14 protein-coding genes are annotated in these 14824 nt (G+C 38.9%); 13 read left to right on the forward strand and 1 reads right to left on the reverse strand.

Annotated features, from left to right (window positions below; genetic code table 11):
• Positions 1–168: 168 nt before the first annotated feature.
• Together rpsB and tsf are read left to right on the forward strand one after the other, a co-directional pair.
• Positions 169–891, forward strand: coding sequence for a 30S ribosomal protein S2 (rpsB, locus tag HMPREF2750_RS05730; protein ID WP_005698638.1), 723 nt, complete (start codon positions 169–171; stop codon positions 889–891).
• Between the two features lie 133 nt (positions 892–1024).
• The gene (gene tsf / locus HMPREF2750_RS05735; RefSeq protein ID WP_005699805.1) at positions 1025–1876 is read left to right on the forward strand and encodes a translation elongation factor Ts; all 852 of its coding nucleotides are present in this window, start codon (positions 1025–1027) and stop codon (positions 1874–1876) included.
• A gap of 73 nt (positions 1877–1949) precedes the next feature.
• On the opposite strand, the gene HMPREF2750_RS05740 is transcribed toward tsf, so the two are convergent.
• Complete coding sequence (locus HMPREF2750_RS05740) at positions 1950–3509, reverse strand: phosphoethanolamine transferase (RefSeq protein WP_070583017.1); 1560 nt, start codon at positions 3507–3509, stop codon at positions 1950–1952.
• A 125-nt stretch (positions 3510–3634) separates the two neighbouring features.
• Here HMPREF2750_RS05740 and pyrH point away from each other — a divergent pair, with 125 nt between their 5' ends.
• The 11 genes from pyrH (at position 3635) to lpxA (ending at position 14809) form a co-directional block, all read left to right on the forward strand.
• The gene (gene pyrH, locus HMPREF2750_RS05745; RefSeq protein WP_005696785.1) at positions 3635–4348 is read left to right on the forward strand and encodes a UMP kinase; all 714 of its coding nucleotides are present in this window, start codon (positions 3635–3637) and stop codon (positions 4346–4348) included.
• A gap of 124 nt (positions 4349–4472) precedes the next feature.
• The gene (gene frr, locus HMPREF2750_RS05750; protein ID WP_005696784.1) at positions 4473–5030 is read left to right on the forward strand and encodes a ribosome recycling factor; all 558 of its coding nucleotides are present in this window, start codon (positions 4473–4475) and stop codon (positions 5028–5030) included.
• An 89-nt stretch (positions 5031–5119) separates the two neighbouring features.
• On the forward strand, positions 5120–6319 hold the full coding sequence (ispC, locus tag HMPREF2750_RS05755) for a 1-deoxy-D-xylulose-5-phosphate reductoisomerase (protein WP_070583018.1): 1200 nt from the start codon (positions 5120–5122) through the stop codon (positions 6317–6319).
• Between the two features lie 39 nt (positions 6320–6358).
• Entirely contained in the window at positions 6359–7078 is a 720-nt protein-coding gene (gene uppS / locus HMPREF2750_RS05760) for a polyprenyl diphosphate synthase (protein ID WP_070583019.1), read from the forward strand.
• 11 nt (positions 7079–7089) lie between these two features.
• On the forward strand, positions 7090–7956 hold the full coding sequence (locus tag HMPREF2750_RS05765; protein WP_005696781.1) for a phosphatidate cytidylyltransferase: 867 nt from the start codon (positions 7090–7092) through the stop codon (positions 7954–7956).
• Between the two features lie 8 nt (positions 7957–7964).
• Positions 7965–9296, forward strand: a complete 1332-nt coding sequence (gene rseP, locus HMPREF2750_RS05770) for a sigma E protease regulator RseP (protein WP_049365659.1) — start codon at positions 7965–7967, stop codon at positions 9294–9296.
• Between the two features lie 26 nt (positions 9297–9322).
• Positions 9323–11701, forward strand: coding sequence for an outer membrane protein assembly factor BamA (gene bamA, locus HMPREF2750_RS05775; protein WP_070583020.1), 2379 nt, complete (start codon positions 9323–9325; stop codon positions 11699–11701).
• A 103-nt stretch (positions 11702–11804) separates the two neighbouring features.
• A complete protein-coding gene (locus tag HMPREF2750_RS05780; RefSeq protein ID WP_070583021.1) occupies positions 11805–12413 on the forward strand; it encodes an OmpH/Skp family outer membrane protein in 609 nt (202 codons plus the stop codon).
• Between the two features lie 12 nt (positions 12414–12425).
• Positions 12426–13451: a UDP-3-O-(3-hydroxymyristoyl)glucosamine N-acyltransferase gene (gene lpxD / locus HMPREF2750_RS05785; protein ID WP_070583022.1), complete on the forward strand. Its 1026-nt coding sequence runs from the start codon at positions 12426–12428 to the stop codon at positions 13449–13451.
• A gap of 96 nt (positions 13452–13547) precedes the next feature.
• On the forward strand, positions 13548–13997 hold the full coding sequence (fabZ, locus tag HMPREF2750_RS05790; protein ID WP_075875086.1) for a 3-hydroxyacyl-ACP dehydratase FabZ: 450 nt from the start codon (positions 13548–13550) through the stop codon (positions 13995–13997).
• A gap of 23 nt (positions 13998–14020) precedes the next feature.
• Positions 14021–14809, forward strand: coding sequence for an acyl-ACP--UDP-N-acetylglucosamine O-acyltransferase (gene lpxA, locus HMPREF2750_RS05795; protein WP_070583023.1), 789 nt, complete (start codon positions 14021–14023; stop codon positions 14807–14809).
• The last annotated feature ends 15 nt before the right edge of the window (positions 14810–14824 follow it).

Raw genomic sequence — 14824 nt, forward strand, 5'->3', positions numbered from 1 at the left:
CTGGTTTTTGACCGCACTTTATGGTATAAATCGCACCGCTGTTTTTGGGTTTCAAAAGCAGCGTTTTTAATTATTAACAACACACACATATCATTAAGGCTTAATCGGGGTGCCAAACGGTCGATTAGCTGATATGTGGAGGCTCAACCCCAACAAAAGGAAAATATTATGGCACAAGTTTCAATGCGCGACATGATCAACGCGGGCGTACACTTCGGACACCAAACTCGTTACTGGAACCCACAAATGAAACCTTTCATTTTTGGTGCTCGTAACGGTGTTCATATCATCAACTTAGAAAAAACTTTACCTTTATTCAATGAAGCTTTAGCGGAATTAACCCGTATTGCTAGCAACAACGGTAAAGTATTATTCGTTGGTACTAAACGCGCGGCTCAAGAAGCAGTACAAGCTGCAGCATTAGACTGTCAACAATATTATGTAAACCACCGTTGGTTAGGTGGTATGTTGACTAACTGGAAAACCGTTCGTCAATCAATTAAACGTTTAAAAGATTTAGAAACTCAATCTCAAGACGGTACTTTTGACAAATTAACCAAAAAAGAAGCGTTAATGCGTACCCGTGAGATGGAAAAACTTGAATTAAGCCTTGGCGGTATCAAAGATATGGGCGGCTTACCAGATGCGTTATTCGTTATCGGTGCAGACCACGAACATATCGCTGTTAAAGAAGCAAACAACCTAGGTATTCCTGTGTTTGCTATCGTTGATACTAACTCAACTCCAGCTGGCGTAGATTTCGTTATCCCTGGTAACGATGATGCGACTCGTGCTATCCAACTTTACGTTTCTGCAGCTGCAGCAGCGGTTAAAGAAGGTCGTGGTAACGAAGCGCAAGTTGCTGAAGAATTAGCCGCTGACGCAGAATAATTTAAGTTTTGCAATAAGGCGAAGCCCTTAATAATCAAACGATTAATTGGCATAGGGGCTAAAATTTAGCCCCTATATTTTTATCTAAAAGTGCGGTCAAAATGAATCGTACTTTCGACAGAGGATTTTTAAAATGGCTGAAATCACAGCATCATTAGTAAAAGAACTTCGTGAACGTACCGGTGCCGGTATGATGGAATGTAAAAAAGCATTAGTTGAAGCAAACGGTGATATCGAGTTAGCAATCGACAACATGCGTAAATCTGGTCAAGCTAAAGCCGCTAAAAAAGCAGGTCGTGTTGCAGCTGAAGGTGTTATCCTTGCTCGTGTACAAAATGGTTTCGGTGTATTAGTTGAAATGAACTGTGAAACTGACTTCGTAGCAAAAGATGCTGGCTTCTTAGGTTTAGCAAACGAAGTAGCTGATTTCGCAGCAGCACACAAAGGCACCACTATCGAAGCATTACAAGCACAATTTGAAGAAAAACGTGCTGCATTAGTGGCTAAAATCGGTGAGAACATGAACATCCGTCGTGTTGCTTACTTAGAAGGTCAAGTTATTGCTCAATACTTACACGGTGCAAAAATCGGTGTATTAGTTGCAGGCGAAGGTTCAGAAGATGAACTTAAAAAAGTGGCAATGCACGTAGCGGCATCTAAACCAGAATTCGTGAACCCAGAAGATGTACCTGCAGATGTTGTTGAACACGAGCGTCAAATTCAAATTGATATCGCAGTTAACTCTGGTAAACCAAAAGAAATCGCAGAGAAAATGGTTGAAGGCCGTATGAAGAAATTCACTGGTGAAGTTTCATTAACAGGTCAACCATTCGTAATGGATCCTTCTGTATCTGTAGGTGACTTCTTAAAATCAGTAAACACTTCAGTGTCTAACTTCATCCGTTTAGAAGTGGGTGAAGGTATCGAGAAAAAAGAAGAAGATTTCGCAGCTGAAGTTGCAAAAATCACTGGCGGTAACGCTTAATTTTCTCCATTGAGATATAAAAAAAGCCGATATTGAATATCGGCTTTTTTTGTTGTCTTAAATTTGAGATTATCTATTTCTTTGGACGAATATCGATAGCAGGGTCTGCATCTTTACGATATTTTTCTTCAATCAGTTTTTTCAGTCCATAGTCATCTTTGTCAGCTTGTTCAGAGAATAAATCTTCTTCTAATGTGAGCTTCGGATTTTTAATTCCAATCCAATTAGCAATACCTTCTAAGAAATTCAAACCAGATTTAAAGGCTTTGTATTCTTTACGTGCCGTATCATCAGATGAAATCTTAAAGAGCGGAATATTATGATGTAATTGGCTGTGACAGTTTTGGTTAAACAAGGTTACACCGTGTTTATCATCTTCTTGATGACATAAACCATGATCTGAAAAATAAATCATCGAGAAAGTGCGGTGTGTTTTTTGCTCGTTTTCTTTGAGCGTTTCATACACTTTCTTAATAAAATCATCGGTTTTCTTAATGGATGTAATATAGCAATTTAAGTATTCGTTCTTTTTCTCAATGTCATTATCATTGAAAATTTTCGGGTAATCTTCAACGCGATCGCAAGCAAGCGGATGCGAACCGTAAATGTGTAATACAATAAAGCGTTTACCTTGCGTTGGATCTTCTAAAACTTGGGCAAATTTAGGGATTAAATCAAAATCGCTGTAGTTTGTCGAATTAAAGCTCCCACCTTTTTTCAAGAAAATGGTTTCATCAGATTTTGAGGCTAGAGACGCGACCGGCGTGTCGTATTCACCTAAGAAACCTTGATTAGACAGCCAGTAGGTTTTCAGACCAGCAGACTTAATGAGATCCACTAAGCTTAAATCATAGTTGGGTTCCCATTTTTCTTTATCCGGTAACGTTAACATTAAGCGCAATGAGGCGACAGTGTTAGTTCCGGCGGATGTCATGCCATCAATCAGTGTACCATTTGCTGATGACATAAAGGGCGTGTCATTGACGGGGTATCCATACGCATGCAAGTAATCTTTTCTCGCACTTTCACCCAAAATAATCACATAATCTTGGTATTTAGAATTTTCTAATGTGGATTGTCCCCAGCTGCTTTCCTGTGACATTTTTTTCAATTTTTGCCATTCATTAACAATTTCTACACTCGAATCTATTGTTTCTTTTAATGGCGCAGCAATCGGTAAGTTGTAGCCAATCAACAGGGTAGCGAGGGCAATGAATGTTTTATTGCGATAAAATTTCACCCCAAATTTGACCGCACTTTTATAATGTAAAAAGACTAAAATTGGAATAGCCAATGCCGCTAAATAGCTGCTCACAGGGATTTGCATGAGAAACTCTTTGGTCTCTAACATATCTGTTGCAAGAACCGACGCGATATATTGGTAGCTTGGCGCACCAAAATTTAAGCCTGTCGGCGTATAAATTGCGTGTAAGCAAACTAAGGGTAATAAAATAAAATAGAAAGATTTTCGGCTACTACTTAATAAAATAATGAAAATAGCAGTGAGTAAAATCAGACTAATAGATGGTTCAGGAAACATCCCTGAACCTCGTAAAATCAAATAACCGGCAGCAATGGCACAAGCCAAAGAAAAAAGTGCGGTTAAAATTTGTGAGGTTTTTGAAATCTTCATAAAGTTTACCTATAAAATCAAAACGGCGATATTTTATCGCACTTTTCTGACCAATTTCCATTTTTAACTTTTTCGCTCTTTTGCTAGAATAAGCCAAATTTTGTAACCGACAAAGGAAAAGACAAATGAGCCAACCAATTTACAAACGTATTTTATTGAAATTAAGTGGTGAAGCATTACAAGGAGACGAGGGCTTCGGTATCGATCCTTCAATCCTTGATCGTATGGCGTTAGAGATTAAAGAATTAATTGAAATGGGCGTGGAAGTTGGTGTTGTGCTCGGCGGTGGTAACTTATTCCGTGGCGCAAAATTAGCTAAAGCCGGTATGAATCGCGTGGTGGGCGACCATATGGGGATGCTTGCAACTGTGATGAATGGCTTGGCGATGCGTGATGCGCTTCACCGTGCAGATGTGAATGCAAAATTAATGTCTGCTTTCCAATTAAATGGTATTTGCGATACCTATAACTGGTCTGAAGCGATTAAAATGTTACGTGAAAAACGTGTAGTCATTTTCTCTGCAGGTACGGGAAGCCCGTTCTTTACCACAGATTCGGCGGCATGCTTACGCGGTATCGAAATTGAAGCGGATATCGTTTTAAAAGCGACTAAAGTTGATGGTGTGTATGATTGCGATCCAGCAAAAAATCCTAACGCAAAGCTATACCATAAATTATCTTATGCAGAAGTGATTGATAAAGAATTAAAAGTAATGGATTTAGCCGCATTCACACTTGCGCGTGACCACGGTATGCCAATTCGTGTATTTAATATGTGTAAACCAGGTGCGTTACGCAAAGTTGTACTCGGTACAGAAGAAGGTACAACGATTAGTTAATTTTTAAACGAATAAAACGGCGAGAAAGTATCTCGCCTTTTTTATGAATAAATTTATTCAAAACTCCCTAAAAATCCAGTAAAATCACTGTGTTTTATCTTTATTTATTGAAAAGGACAGATGAATGATTAATGAAATCAAACAAGATGCTGAAGCTCGTATGGAAAAAAGCCTCGAAGCGTTGCGTGGACATATTGCAAAAATCCGTACAGGTCGTGCACAACCTAGCTTATTAGACGCTATCCAAGTGGAATACTATGGTGCAGCGACACCACTTCGTCAATTGGCTAACGTTGTTGCAGAAGATGCGCGTACTTTAGCGGTAACAGTATTTGACCGTTCTTTAATCAGCGCAGTAGAAAAGGCGATTTTAACTTCTGATTTAGGTTTAAATCCATCTTCAGCGGGTACAACGATTCGCGTACCTCTTCCTCCATTAACTGAAGAACGTCGTCGTGATTTAATCAAAATCGTAAAAAGCGAAGGTGAACAAGGTAAAGTCGCGATTCGTAACGTGCGTCGTGATGCAAATGATAAAATCAAAGCATTATTAAAAGACAAAGAAATCAGCGAAAACGATCAACACAAAGCAGAAGAAATCATTCAAAAAGTGACTGATAGCTATATCAAAAAAGTGGATGAGATCTTAGCTGATAAAGAAAAAGAATTAATGGATTTCTAATTGTCGAACCATGTTTTGGGGCAGACCAAGTGTCTGCCCTTGTTCTATTCTGATGAAGAAATAAAAGCACAAAGTGCGGTCGAAATTTTATGCAAAAACAAAATCTTGTTATTTTAGGATCAACGGGTTCTATTGGTCATAGCACCCTTTCTGTTATCGAACATAATCCCGACAAATATCATGCCTTTGCGTTAGTGGGGGGCAAAAATGTTGAGACAATGTTTGAACAATGCGTGAAATTTCAACCACACTTTGCTGCATTAGATGATGAAAATGCGGCAAAGGTATTGCGAGAAAAATTAGCTTCGCATCACATTAAAACGGAAGTTTTAGCTGGGCAGAAAGCCATTTGTGAGTTGGCAGCACATCCAGACGCTGATCAAGTTATGGCGGCCATTGTTGGGGCAGCGGGATTATTGCCGACCCTTTCTTCGGTAAAAGCAAGTAAGAGAGTCTTGCTTGCGAATAAAGAATCGTTAGTGACTTGTGGCCAGATCTTTATTGATGCAGTAAAGCAGTCAAAAGCAAAATTATTGCCTGTTGATAGCGAGCATAATGCGATTTTTCAATCCTTACCGCCTGAAGCACAAGAAAAAGTTGGGTTCTGTCCTTTGAAAGAATTGGGCGTTAGTAAAATTGTCTTAACTGGTTCTGGTGGGCCTTTCCGTTATACGCCATTAAATGAGTTTGAACATATTACTCCCGCACAAGCCGTCGCCCACCCAAACTGGTCAATGGGTAAAAAAATCTCCGTGGATTCTGCCACGATGATGAATAAAGGTTTAGAGTACATTGAAGCCCGCTGGCTCTTCAATGCATCGGCTGATGAAATGGAAGTGATTATTCATCCTCAATCTATTATTCATTCAATGGTGCGTTATGTAGATGGTTCGGTCATTGCTCAAATGGGCAATCCGGATATGCGCACGCCCATTGCGGAAACCATGGCTTATCCAAATCGTACGGTCAGTGGTGTGGAACCATTAGACTTCTTTAAAATCAAAGAATTGACATTTATCGAACCTGATTTTAATCGTTATCCCAATTTAAAATTAGCGATCGATGCTTTTGCAGAAGGGCAGTATGCGACAACCGCTATGAATGCAGCAAATGAAATTGCAGTACAAGCCTTTTTAGATGGTTATATTAAATTTACGGATATTGCGAAAATTAACCAAGTATCAGTTGAACAAATGCCATCTTCTATAATTTCAAGCATTGATGATGTATTAGCCGTAGATAAGCAAGCACGTGAATTAGCAGCTTCGCTGATTAAAAAGTTAATGTAGAATACACCAAAGTGCGGTTATAAATCCGAATATTTTAGAATGAAAGAACTTGATAACAATAATATTCCCGAACACGTTGCCATCATAATGGATGGTAATGGGCGCTGGGCGAAACAACAAAATAAGCTGCGTATTTTTGGCCATACAAATGGGGTGGCGGCTGTTCGCCGTGCGGTGAGCTATGCACGACAAACTGGCATCAAATTTTTGACGTTATATGCGTTTAGCAGCGAAAACTGGAATCGCCCTGAGCAAGAAGTGAGCGCTTTAATGTCGCTCTTTATGCAAGCGCTTGATCGAGAAGTCAAAAAATTACATAAAAATAATATTCGTTTAAAGATTATCGGTGATGTTTCTCGTTTTAGTGAAAAATTGCAAGAGAAGATCGCAAAAGCAGAAAATTTAACGGGAAATAATACCGCACTGACTTTAAATATTGCGGCGAATTACGGTGGTTGTTGGGATATTGTTCAAGCGACTCAACAATTAGCTGAAAAAGTAAAAAATAATGAGATTTCGGTGAGTGATATCAATGAATCACTTTTCCAGCAACATTTAGTCACACAAGATGAGCCGCCGGTTGATTTGTTAATTCGGACGAGCGGTGAGCAACGCATTAGTAATTTCTTACTTTGGCAAATTGCGTATGCGGAATTGTGTTTTTTAGATGTGCTTTGGCCAGATTTTAGTGAAAAAGATTTTAATCAGGCAATTGCCTGCTATCAACAACGTCATCGCCGTTTTGGCGGGACAGAATAAGCGGAGAACTTATGCTTAAAGAACGTGTATTATCAGCCATTGTGTTGATTGCTTTGGTATTATGTGCCTTGTTCTTATTTACCCCATTTTATTTTGCCCTAGCCTTAGGCTTTGTGGCCACGCTTGGTATTTGGGAGTGGGCTCAATTTGCTCGTTTTAAAAATCCTTTGGCGCGCCTTTGTATCGCTGCATTTTTAGGCGCATTTATCTTCCTTTGGCTTTATAACGAAGGTAATTATTTAGATGCTGGCCGAGTGTTTGAAAACTACTTACCGTTGTTATTGTTAAACTCTGTCGGTTGGTGGGCACTTGCATTAGTATTAGTGGTGACTTATCCAAGCTCAGCGAAGTTTTGGGGGAAAAATATTCCTTTACAACTCCTGTTTGCTTTTTCTACGTTGATTCCTTTTGTGGCAGCAGTCTTACGTTTACGCTTAGATAATTATACAGCAGATCCACATCATGGTTTATTCTTATTGCTTTATGTGTTTGTATTGGTATGGGCCGCTGATTCTGGTGCATATTTTGCCGGACGAGCTTTTGGTAAGCACAAACTTGCACCTAAAGTATCACCAGGGAAAACATGGCAAGGCGTATTTGGAGGCATGATCACTGCAGCTGTACTGGCATTTGTATTTATCCATTTCTCAGGTGAAACCTTATTAGGTAGTCGTGCAATGAGTGGTTTTGTTGTGCTTTCTGTGGCAACTGTGGCTATTTCTGTATTGGGTGACTTAGCGGAAAGTATGTTTAAACGTGAATCAGGCATTAAAGACAGTAGTCAATTAATTCCAGGTCATGGCGGTATTTTAGATCGTATTGATAGCTTAACGGCAGCAGTACCATTCTTCACATACTTCTATTTCTTTGTGTTATAGGATAGAACATGTCGTTTTTGTGGTCGCTTGGCTCATTTATTGTTGCAATTGCTGTGCTGGTTGCCGTACACGAATACGGCCACTTTTGGGCAGCAAGAAAGTGCGGTATTAAAGTTCATCGTTTTTCGATTGGCTTTGGTAAAGTGATTTGGCGACGCACAGATAAATTGGGCACTGAATTTGCTATTTCTGCCATTCCGCTTGGTGGTTATGTCAAAATGCTTGACGGGCGAAATGAAGAAGTTCCAGCAGAATTAAAATCGCAGGCATTTGAAAGTAAATCTGTCGCTCAACGTGCTTTTGTCATTTCTGCAGGCCCGCTTGCTAATTTTATTTTTGCGATTTTGGCATATTGGGTGATTTATTCTGTAGGGATTCCGAGTGTTAAACCGGTCATTGAAAACGTCATGTCAAATTCACCGGCAGCAATAGCTCAAATTGAACCGAATACCCAGATTTTGGCAATTGATGGGAAGAATACCCCTGATTGGGAAACCATTAATTTATTGCTCACTGATAAGTTAGGTTCTGATTCTGTTGAACTCACATTAACACCTTTTGGTGAAGACCAACCTTATCAACGAACCATTAATCTGCAAAATTGGACATTTGAGCCAGATAAAGAAACAGCATTTGAAACATTAGGGATCAATCCCGTTTCAAGTAAAGTGGAGATGACATTATCAAAAGTGGTGGAAAACTCACCAGCTGAAAAAGCAGGCTTATTGATTGGCGATAAAATTTTAGCAGAAAATTCGACCGCTCTTGATTGGAAAGCTTTTGTTGCATTGGTACAACAAGGTCAACCTTTTACAATCAAGGTCGAACGTAATCAGGAAATTTTTGACAAAACCTTGCAACCAGAGAAGAATCGAGATGGTAAATGGTTTGTTGGGTTAAGTCCGACGTTCTTAAAAGTTGGCGAACAGTATCGAACTGAATTAAAATATGGTATTCTTGATGCTCTACAAAAAGGTGTGGAAAAGACAGGCCAAATTTCTTGGTTTATTGTGAAGGCAATCGGGAAATTGTTTAGTGGTGAGCTTTCATTTTCCAGTTTAGCTGGGCCAATTTCAATTGCTCAAGGCGCAGGTGCATCTTCTAACGCTGGCGTGATTTATTTCTTAAGTTTTCTCGCGTTAATTAGTGTTAATTTAGGCATAATGAATTTATTTCCGTTGCCAGTTTTAGATGGTGGACATCTCGTATTTTTGGCGGCGGAAGCTATCAAAGGAAAACCTGTTTCAGAACGGGTACAAAATTTAAGTTATCGTATAGGGCTTACAATCTTGTTAATTCAAACAATTTTTGTGCTTTTTAATGATTTCTTACGTTTATAACTATTGTTTTTTATAGGATAAAGTCGATGAAAAAACTTCTAATCGCAAGTTTATTATTCGGTACTACAACGAGTGTATTTGCGGCACCATTTGTAGCAAAAGACATTCGTGTTGACGGTGCTCAAGGAGACTTAGAACAACAAATTCTAGCCAGTCTTCCTGTTCGTAGCGGTCAGCGTGTAACGGATAAAGATGTAGCCAATATTGTACGTTCATTATTCGTAAGTGGACAGTTTGATGATGTTAAAGCTTTCCAGGATGGCGATGCATTAGTTGTGAGCGTTATTGCGAAACCAATCATTTCTGAAGTGAATATTAAAGGTAATTCAGTTATTCCAACAGAAGCATTAAAACAAAACCTTGATGCAAATGGTTTCAAAAGTGGTGATGTCTTAAATCGTGCGAAATTAGAAGAGTTTGCGAAAACCTTAAGAGAACATTATAAGAGTGTAGGTCGTTATAATGCGAAAGTTGATCCGATCGTGACAACTTTACCAAATAACCGTGCAGAAATTACGCTTCAAATTGATGAAGATGATACAGCAAAACTTCGTTCAGTAACTTTTAATGGAAATGAAGCGATTTCTAGCAGTAAGTTACAAGAACAAATGGAGCTTCAACCAGATTCTTGGTGGAAACTTTGGGGGAATAAGTTTGATGGTTCCCAGTTTGACAAAGATATTCAAGCTATCCAAGACTACTACCAAAATAATGGTTATGCTAAAGCAAGAGTGACCAAAACAGATGTTCAGTTAAATGAAGAGCATACAAAGGCTGATGTCACTATTGATGTAAGTGAAGGTGAAAAATATAACTTAAGTTCTGCGCGTATTGTTGGTAACTTAGGTGGTATGGCTGATGAATTACAACCATTATTAGGTGAACTTCACTTAAACGATACATTCAGTCGTGCGGATGTGCAAAATGTTGAAAGCTTAATTAAAGATAAATTAGGTGAACGTGGTTACGGTAGTGCAACAGTGAATACCATGCCAACTTTTGATGATGCGAATAAAACATTAGCATTAACCTTTGTTGTTGATGCGGGACGTCGTTTATCTGTACGTCAAGTTCGTTTTGAAGGTAATACGGTTTCTGCTGATAGTACATTACGTCAAGAAATGCGTCAGCAAGAAGGAACTTGGTATAATTCTCAATTAGTTGAATTAGGTAAGGTGCGTTTAGATAGAACGGGTTTCTTTGAGAGTGTAGAGAATCGTGTTGAACCAATTCAAGGTTCTAATGATGAAGTCGATGTTGTATATAAAGTAAGAGAACGTAATACCGGTAGTATTAACTTTGGTATCGGTTATGGTACAGAGAGTGGTATCAGCTATCAAGCAAGCGTGAAACAAGACAACTTCTTGGGAACAGGTGCAGCGGTAAGTTTAGCCGGTACACGTAATGACTATGGTACAAGTGTAAACTTGGGTTATACAGAACCATACTTTACTAAAGATGGGGTAAGTTTAGGTGGAAACGTATTCTATGAAACTTACGATAACTCGAAAAGTGATACTTCATCAACCTATAAACGTACAACTTACGGTGGTAATGTCACATTAGGATTCCCTGTTAATGAGAACAACTCATATTATGTGGGATTAGGTTATACTTATAATAAAATCAGTAACTTCGCGTATGAATACAACCGTGATTTATATATGAAGTCAATGAATTTAACTGGAAACTCAATCAAAACTAATGATTTTGATTTCTCATTTGGTTGGAACTACAACAGTCTAAACCGTGGCTATTTCCCAACTAAAGGGGTAAAAGCAAGTTTAGGTGGTCGTGTCACCATTCCAGGATCTGATAATAAATATTATAAATTAAGCGCTGAGCTTCAAGGTTTCTACCCATTAGATCGTGATCATCGTTGGGTATTATCTGGAAAAGCAACCGCTTCTTATGCAAATGGCTTAGGTGGCAAACGTGTACCGTTCTATCAACTTTATACGGCTGGTGGTATCGGTTCATTACGTGGCTTTGCTTACGGTGCGGTAGGCCCTAATGCGATTTATCAAGACAAATATGGCCAATGGTATCAAAGTACTGATGTCGTTGGTGGTAACGCAATGGCTACAGCAAGTGTCGAACTTATTGTTCCAACCCCATTTGTGGGAGATAAAAGCCAAAATAGCGTAAGAACCTCACTTTTCGTTGATGCAGCGAGCGTTTGGAATACAAAATGGAAATCAGATAAAGAAGGCTTAAAATCATCTCCGATTTATGCAACATTACCTGATTACAGTAAAGCAGGTCGAGTCCGAGCTTCAACTGGTGTTGCTTTCCAATGGCAATCACCAATTGGGCCATTGGTATTCTCTTATGCGAAACCAATCAAAAAATATGAAAATGATGATGTAGAACAATTCCAATTCAGTATTGGTGGTTCTTTCTAATAAATTGAACTTTTACGTTCTATTTAAGTCAAAATCCACGTTCTGTGTCAGTGAGTTAGCTGGCACAGAAATATTTACTAAACTAATTTAAGGAAATTCAAACATGAAAAACGTAGTAAAAGTTACCGCACTTTCTTTAGGTCTTGCACTTGCATCAGGTTTTGCTGCTGCAGATGAAAATATCGCATTCATCAATGCGGGTTACTTATTCCAAAACCACCCAGATCGTCAAGCTGTAGCAGATAAGTTAGATGCAGAATTCAAACCAATGGCGGACAAACTTGCTGCAAGTAAGAAAGAAATTGATGACAAAATCGTAGCATCTCGTAAAAAAGTAGAAGCAAAAGTTGCAGCTTTACAAAAAGATGCACCTCGTTTACGTCAAGCTGAAATTCAAAAACGCCAAGAAGAAATCACTAAATTTGGTTCAGATGAAGAAGCTGCATTAAATAAATTAATGGAAGAGCAAGATAAAAAAGTGGCAGAGTTCCAAGAGTTAAACGAAAAACGTCAAACTGAAGAGCGTGGTAAATTATTAGAAAGCATTCAAGTTGCAACGAATAACTTAGCAAAAACAAAAGGTTATACTTATGTTTTAGATGCAAACTCTGTCGTATTTGCAGTAGATGGTAAAGATATTACTGAAGAAGTATTAAAATCTATTCCAACAACTGAAAAAGCCGTTCCAGCAAAAACTGAAGAGAAAAAATAATAGGTTCTCATAATGCAAAAATCCTATTCTTTACAGGAATTAGCAGCAAAAGTCGGCGGTACCCTTCGCGGTAACGCCGACGTTGTCGTTAATAATATTGCCGCATTGTCAAAAGCAGAACCTAACCAGCTTACCTTCATTTCTAATGCAAAATTCCGTCCTTTATTAGCCGAATCTAAAGCAGGTATTCTTGTCGTGTCAGAAGCAGATGTGGAATTTTGCTCACCTGAAAGTAATTTACTTATCGTTAAAGATCCTTATGTTGCTTATGCAGTATTAGCTCAATATATGGATACTACCCCGAAAGCGGCTCAAAATATCCACCCAAGTGCAGTTATTTCTGAAAAAGCTTCAATTGGTGAAAATGTATCAATTGGTGCAAATGCCGTTATTGAAGAAGGTGTTGTATTAGGCGATAACGTGATTATTGGCGCGGGTTGTTTTGTGGGTAAATTCACAAAAATTGGTGCGGGCACACAGCTTTGGGCAAATGTAAGCGTTTATCATGAAGTAGAAATTGGACAAAATTGCTTAATTCAATCAGGAGCAGTCATCGGTAGTGATGGTTTTGGTTATGCAAATGATCGTGGTCGATGGGTGAAAATTCCACAAGTTGGTCAAGTGATCATTGGTAATAATGTCGAAATTGGTGCTTGCACTTGTATTGACCGTGGCGCCTTAGATGCGACAGTCATTGAAGATAACGTCATTATTGATAACCTTTGTCAAATTGCGCATAACGTTCATATTGGCACAGGTACAGCAGTAGCTGGCGGTGTCATTATGGCGGGTAGCCTAAAAGTGGGGCGTTATTGTTTAATTGGCGGAGCAAGTGTGATTAATGGTCACATGGAAATCTGTGATAAAGTAACTGTGACAGGTATGGGTATGGTGATGCGTCCAATTACTGAACCAGGCGTTTACTCATCGGGCATTCCATTACAAACCAATAAAGAGTGGCGAAAAACAGCCGCACTTACCTTAGGGATTGATGGTATGAATAAACGACTGAAAGCCCTTGAGAAAAAACTTGGCTAAGATTTTTAAAACGTACCTTAGGGTGCGTTTTATTTTTATACAGAAATATCGTATAATCTCAATGTTTTATTATTATTTATTTTAAAGGTATTAGACGTGTCAGAGAATCAAGTAAGTAAAGTGATTGAAGCAAAAGAAATTATGACCTTATTGCCACATCGTTATCCATTTTTATTAGTGGATCGCGTGTTGGACTACAAAGAAGGTGAGTGGTTAAAAGCAATTAAAAATATCAGTGTAAACGAACCTTGCTTTACGGGTCATTTCCCGAGTGAACCGATTTTACCAGGAGTGTTAATTCTTGAAGCTTTGGCACAAGCAATGGGATTACTTGCATTTAAAACCCATGAATTAAAAGGTGGTGAATTATTCTATTTCGCAGGTATTGATGAAGCGCGTTTCAAACGCCCAGTATTACCTGGAGATCAAATGGAATTGAACGTTCAAGTGATTAAAGAACGTCGTGGTATTACAGCATTCACGGGTATTGCAACCGTAAACGGTGAAGTAGCTTGTGAAGCCAAATTAATGTGTGCTCGTCGATAATTAAAGAAAATTAAGGGGTAAGTATGATCCACCCAAGTGCAAAAATTCACCCAACCGCGCTTGTCGCTGATGGCGCAGTTATTGGCGAAGATGTTGTTATCGGTCCTTTCTGTATTATTGAAGGGAGCGTTGAGATTAAAGCACGTACTGTTTTAAATTCTCACATTGTCGTGAAAGGCGATACCGTGATTGGTGAAGATAACCAGATTTATCAATTTGCCAGCATTGGTGAAGTAAACCAAGATTTAAAATATAAGGGCGAAGCAACAAAAACCGTTATTGGTAATGGAAACCGTATTCGCGAGCATGTGACGATTCATCGCGGCACTATCCAAGGTGGTGGTGTAACACGTATTGGTAATAACAATTTACTCATGGTGAACGTACATGTTGCCCATGACTGCCAAATCAAGAATAACTGTATCTTAGCAAATAATGCAACACTTGCTGGTCATGTTGAATTAGATGATTTCGTAATTGTTGGTGGTATGTCTGCGATTCACCAATTTGTGATCGTAGGGGCACACGTTATGCTAGGTGGTGGTTCTATGGTTAGCCAAGATGTGCCGCCTTATGTTATGGCTCAAGGTAACCATGCACAACCTTTCGGTGTTAACCTTGAAGGATTAAAACGTCGTGGTTTTGATAAACCAACCATGCACGCGATTCGTAACGTCTATAAAATGATTTACCGCAGTGGTAAAACCCTTGAAGAAGTGTTGCCTGAAATTGAACAAATTGCGCAAACAGAATCTGCAATTAGTTTCTTTGTGGAATTCTTCAAACGTTCTACTCGTGGCATTATTCGTTAATTAACGTTTCTTTTC

It is taken from the genome of Haemophilus sp. HMSC066D02, assembly GCF_001810545.1.
In the GTDB taxonomy this organism is placed as follows: Bacteria; Pseudomonadota; Gammaproteobacteria; order Enterobacterales; family Pasteurellaceae; genus Haemophilus_D.

What these genes read in the sequence shown, in the direction of transcription:
- ispC (WP_070583018.1), top strand. Translation starts at nt 5,120, where the DNA reads ATGCAAAAACAAAATCTTGTTATTTTAGGATCAACGGGTTCTATTGGT.
- lpxD (WP_070583022.1), top strand. Translation starts at nt 12,426, where the DNA reads ATGCAAAAATCCTATTCTTTACAGGAATTAGCAGCAAAAGTCGGCGGT.
- rpsB (WP_005698638.1), top strand. Translation starts at nt 169, where the DNA reads ATGGCACAAGTTTCAATGCGCGACATGATCAACGCGGGCGTACACTTC.
- rseP (WP_049365659.1), top strand. Translation starts at nt 7,965, where the DNA reads ATGTCGTTTTTGTGGTCGCTTGGCTCATTTATTGTTGCAATTGCTGTG.
- HMPREF2750_RS05780 (WP_070583021.1), top strand. Translation starts at nt 11,805, where the DNA reads ATGAAAAACGTAGTAAAAGTTACCGCACTTTCTTTAGGTCTTGCACTT.
- tsf (WP_005699805.1), top strand. Translation starts at nt 1,025, where the DNA reads ATGGCTGAAATCACAGCATCATTAGTAAAAGAACTTCGTGAACGTACC.
- bamA (WP_070583020.1), top strand. Translation starts at nt 9,323, where the DNA reads ATGAAAAAACTTCTAATCGCAAGTTTATTATTCGGTACTACAACGAGT.
- uppS (WP_070583019.1), top strand. Translation starts at nt 6,359, where the DNA reads ATGAAAGAACTTGATAACAATAATATTCCCGAACACGTTGCCATCATA.
- frr (WP_005696784.1), top strand. Translation starts at nt 4,473, where the DNA reads ATGATTAATGAAATCAAACAAGATGCTGAAGCTCGTATGGAAAAAAGC.
- HMPREF2750_RS05765 (WP_005696781.1), top strand. Translation starts at nt 7,090, where the DNA reads ATGCTTAAAGAACGTGTATTATCAGCCATTGTGTTGATTGCTTTGGTA.
- HMPREF2750_RS05740 (WP_070583017.1), bottom strand. Translation starts at nt 3,509, where the DNA reads ATGAAGATTTCAAAAACCTCACAAATTTTAACCGCACTTTTTTCTTTG.
- pyrH (WP_005696785.1), top strand. Translation starts at nt 3,635, where the DNA reads ATGAGCCAACCAATTTACAAACGTATTTTATTGAAATTAAGTGGTGAA.
- lpxA (WP_070583023.1), top strand. Translation starts at nt 14,021, where the DNA reads ATGATCCACCCAAGTGCAAAAATTCACCCAACCGCGCTTGTCGCTGAT.